The organism is Thermodesulfovibrio sp. (assembly GCF_049969575.1).
Lineage (GTDB): Bacteria > Nitrospirota > Thermodesulfovibrionia > Thermodesulfovibrionales > Thermodesulfovibrionaceae > Thermodesulfovibrio > Thermodesulfovibrio obliviosus.
In genome coordinates this window covers 1-3,732 of sequence record NZ_JBMFOO010000041.1, presented here as the reverse complement: position 1 = coordinate 3,732, position 3,732 = coordinate 1, and the positions used below count along the sequence as shown (strand labels likewise).

The window sequence follows — 3,732 nt, the reverse complement described above, 5'->3', positions numbered from 1 at the left end:
CTTGCTACAGGAGTAGCCCACGAATTAAACAATCCTCTGAACAATATTTATATTTCAGTACAAATTTTACAAAAAGAGTTAAAAGAGCCTTCTGTATTTGTTAATGAGATTTTAAATGATGTATCCCATGAAATTGCACGAGTAAAAAGAATTATAGAAGATTTACTTGAATTTGCAAGAGGTAAAGAGCCAGTTTTTAAAAAGGTAAGAATAAAAGATATTATTTTAAAAGCCTCTAATTCAATAATCAAACAGAGAAACTTTAAAAATATAGATTTAAAAGAAATTCCAGAAGAAATTGTAATCACTGCTGACCCGGATCAACTGGAAATAGTATTTTTTAATCTTTTTGATAATGCAATAGATGCAATGCATGAGGACGGACAGATAAAATTAAAAATTTTAGAGAAAAACGACTTTGTAGAAATATCTGTATCAGATACAGGAATCGGAATTCCTGCTGACAAATTAGAAAAGATATTTGAACCTTTTTTTACTACAAAAAATAGAGGTACAGGTCTCGGTCTTGCAATAGTTTATAATATTATTCAAAAGCACAATGGTAAAATATTTGTAGAGAGTATAGAAGGCAAAGGAACAACCTTTAGAATTTTATTACCGGGAACATCTTATGAACTTTAAAATTCTTGTTGCAGAAGATGAAGAAATCACATTAAAACATCTTGTATACGCTCTTAAAGCAGAAGGCTATGAAGTAGAAGGAGTTACCAACGGACTTGAAGCTTTCAGAATGCTTGAAAAAGACAAATTTGATGTTCTCATAACAGATATTAAAATGCCTGAGATTGACGGGATTCAACTTCTTGAAATAGCCAAGAAAAAAGAGCCAGATATTGAAATTGTTATAATTACAGGTTTTGGAAGCATTGCCTCAGCAGTTGAAGCTATGAAAAAAGGAGCATATGACTATATTACAAAACCCTTTGATCTGGATGAATTAATTCTCAAAATTTCCAAGATTAAGGAAAAAAAAATTCTTGAAAGACAAAATATAGCATTAAAAACATTTCTTGAAATAAACAAAAAAACCTCTTTCATTGGTAAAAGTGAAAGCATGAAAAATATCCTAAATATTATTGAACAGATAAAAAATTCAGATTGCAATGTTCTTCTTACAGGAGAAAGTGGAGTCGGTAAAAGTTTCATAGCAAAACTTATTCACTATACAAGTAAAAGAAAGGATATGCCTTTTTTGTCTATCAACTGCGCTACTTTAACAGAAGAATTACTCAGCAGCGAGCTTTTTGGTCATGAAAAAGGAGCATTCACAGGAGCAATAAAACAGAAACAGGGATTAATAGAGGTAGCTGACGGAGGCAGTCTTTTTTTGGATGAGATTGCTGAAATGAGCCCCAATCTCCAGGCAAAGCTTCTTAGGGTTATAGAAGAAGGAGAATTTTTCCGAGTTGGAGGCACAAAACCCATAAAGGTTAATGTAAGATTTATCGCAGCAACAAATCAGGATGTGAAAAAAGCTATCCAGGAGAAAAGATTCCGTGAAGACCTTTATTATCGTCTTAATGTGATGGAGATCTATATTCCACCTTTAAGAGAAAGAAAAGAAGACATTGAGCCGTTAAGCAAATTCTTTTTACAGAAACATCTACCAAAATACAACAAGAAAATCAAAGGATTTACAAAAGAAGCAATGGATATTCTGATACACTATAGTTTTCCAGGCAATGTAAGAGAACTTGAAAATATAATTGAAAGAGCCATAATACTTGAAAAAACTCAATATATTACCGTAGAAAGTCTCCCCCCTACTCTTTCACTGTTTAAAATAGAAACAATACAGCATGGTAATATAAAAACTATAGATGAATTAAATAAAGAATATGCAGAAAAAATTTTAGAAATTACAGGAGGCAATAAAACTAAAACTGCAGAACTTCTTGGCATCTCACGAACAAGTTTATGGAGAATACTGAAATCGGATAATAAATAAAATTGTTCATTATTGTTTCAAAATAAAACAGTATCTCTCGTTCCCTTCCTTCAAAAATTAAATAATATCAAAAAAATCCAGGTGGCACAATTTTTGTTTTTATAAATATACAGAAAATAAAATGAGCAAAAAACACCTTTTGCTAACAGTATTGTGGGGAGAAAAAATGGATGAAATCTTTCAGTACACTAAAGAACTGGCAAAAATTATGAATAAGGATATAACTATGCTGTTAATTCATCCTAAAAAAAGAAAATTTGAAGATTTAATGACTGCAGTTACATTTGCAGAAGCAAGTGAATCAAATACTGCAGTGGAGTTACTACAAACGAATCAGAATGAAATAATTCAAAGAAATCTCAAAGACTTAAAAGAAAAATACAATCAGTCAGGAATTAAGGTTGATATAGTTTACACAGAAAATACAGTTTACAATGCAATTGATAACTTTTTAAGAAAAAACCAGCATATTGAAATGGTACTGCTGAGCCCAGAAATTACTGTAAATGGCGAACTATCAGCAAGAAAATTGAAAAACCTTATAAAACATGCTTGTTGTCCGGTTATAACAATGACAAAGAAATAAAAATAGGAGGAAACATGTATATTTACTTACCTGTAGCATTAACTAGTATTAATGTATTTTTACCTGTATGTCTCGGATTGGCTGTTGGATTACTTTCAGGATTGTTTGGTGTAGGAGGAGGCTGGCTTATGACACCTCTTTTGATGATGTTAGGAATTCAACCTGCTGTAGCAGCAGCAACTGACGCAGCTCAGATTGTAGGAGCATCCACTTCAGGAACATATGCTCACTGGAGGTTGGGAAATGTTGATTTCAAAATGGGATTTCATTTGTTAATTGGAGGATTTCTTGGTGGATTAACAGGTGTGGAAATAATCAAAATTCTTAGAGTACTCGGAAATGTAAACTTCTTAATTAAAATTACCTATGTAATAATGCTTGGTGTAATAGGAACTTTCATGCTTATAGAAAGTCTTAGTAAATTCAAAAGCAAAAATAAAACCGTTGAAAAAAAAGAGAAAAAAGAGTCAGTTATTACAAAATTTTTCAAATCGCTTCCCTTTCAAATTCATTATAAGAAATCAGGTGTTACCCATTCCATATTAGTAACCGCTACAGTTGGTTATATTGTGGGAATTCTTGCAGCAATAATGGGTGTTGGAGGAGGATTTTTAATGGTACCAGTGATGTTTTATCTTCTTAAAATGCCCATGAACATTGTTATAGGAACGAGTCTTTTTCAGATTTTTTTTACATGCGTTGAGGTAACATTTCTTCAGGCATACATAAATCACACAGTGGATATTTTACTTGCTATACTCCTTTTGATTGGCTCAAGCTTTGGAGCCCAGATCGGTGCAATTATAGGAAAGAAAATAAAGGGTGAGCAATTAAGAATTCTAATGGCAATTCTTGTATTGATGGTTACAGTAAAAATAATTATTGAATTAATTACACCACCATCAATTTTATTATCACCTGCAGGAGGACATTAAAATGAAAAAATTAATGATTTTTTTGTCTTTAATTTTTTTAATCACTATATCAACAAATGCATGGGCTAAAATTTCGGTGATTGCCAATCACGATCATATTGTTTTATCATGGTTCTACGGTAAGTGTGAAGGGGCAAGCTCAACCTGGCTCAGATATTGTTGTTAAAATAACATCTCCTGATGTATCTCAGGTGTTAAGAAAAAAAGGGAAAGTTCTTGATTTTGTATGGATGAGTGTGGAA

The 3,732-nt window shown here is 31.9% G+C and carries 5 protein-coding genes; all 5 read left to right on the top strand.

Annotation, left to right across the window (positions count from 1 at the left end; all coding sequences use genetic code 11):
• The coding region (locus tag ACP5O9_RS08320) for a sensor histidine kinase (RefSeq protein ID WP_428723818.1) at nucleotides 1–642 on the top strand (642 nt) is incomplete at its 5' end.
• Nucleotides 632–1,969 (top strand): sigma-54-dependent transcriptional regulator, encoded by a 1,338-nt coding sequence (locus tag ACP5O9_RS08315; RefSeq protein ID WP_353686912.1) that lies wholly within the window; start codon nucleotides 632–634, stop codon nucleotides 1,967–1,969. The genes ACP5O9_RS08320 and ACP5O9_RS08315, both read left to right, overlap by 11 nt.
• 166 nt (nucleotides 1,970–2,135) lie before the next feature.
• Nucleotides 2,136–2,555 carry a hypothetical protein gene (locus ACP5O9_RS08310; protein ID WP_353686911.1) on the top strand — a complete coding sequence of 140 codons (420 nt, stop codon included), beginning with the start codon at nucleotides 2,136–2,138 and terminating at the stop codon, nucleotides 2,553–2,555.
• Between the two features lie 14 nt (nucleotides 2,556–2,569).
• Nucleotides 2,570–3,490, top strand: a complete 921-nt coding sequence (locus tag ACP5O9_RS08305; protein ID WP_424904720.1) for a sulfite exporter TauE/SafE family protein — start codon at nucleotides 2,570–2,572, stop codon at nucleotides 3,488–3,490.
• A gap of 80 nt (nucleotides 3,491–3,570) precedes the next feature.
• On the top strand, nucleotides 3,571–3,732 hold a 162-nt coding region (locus ACP5O9_RS08300), incomplete at its 3' end, for a TIGR02186 family protein (protein ID WP_428723821.1).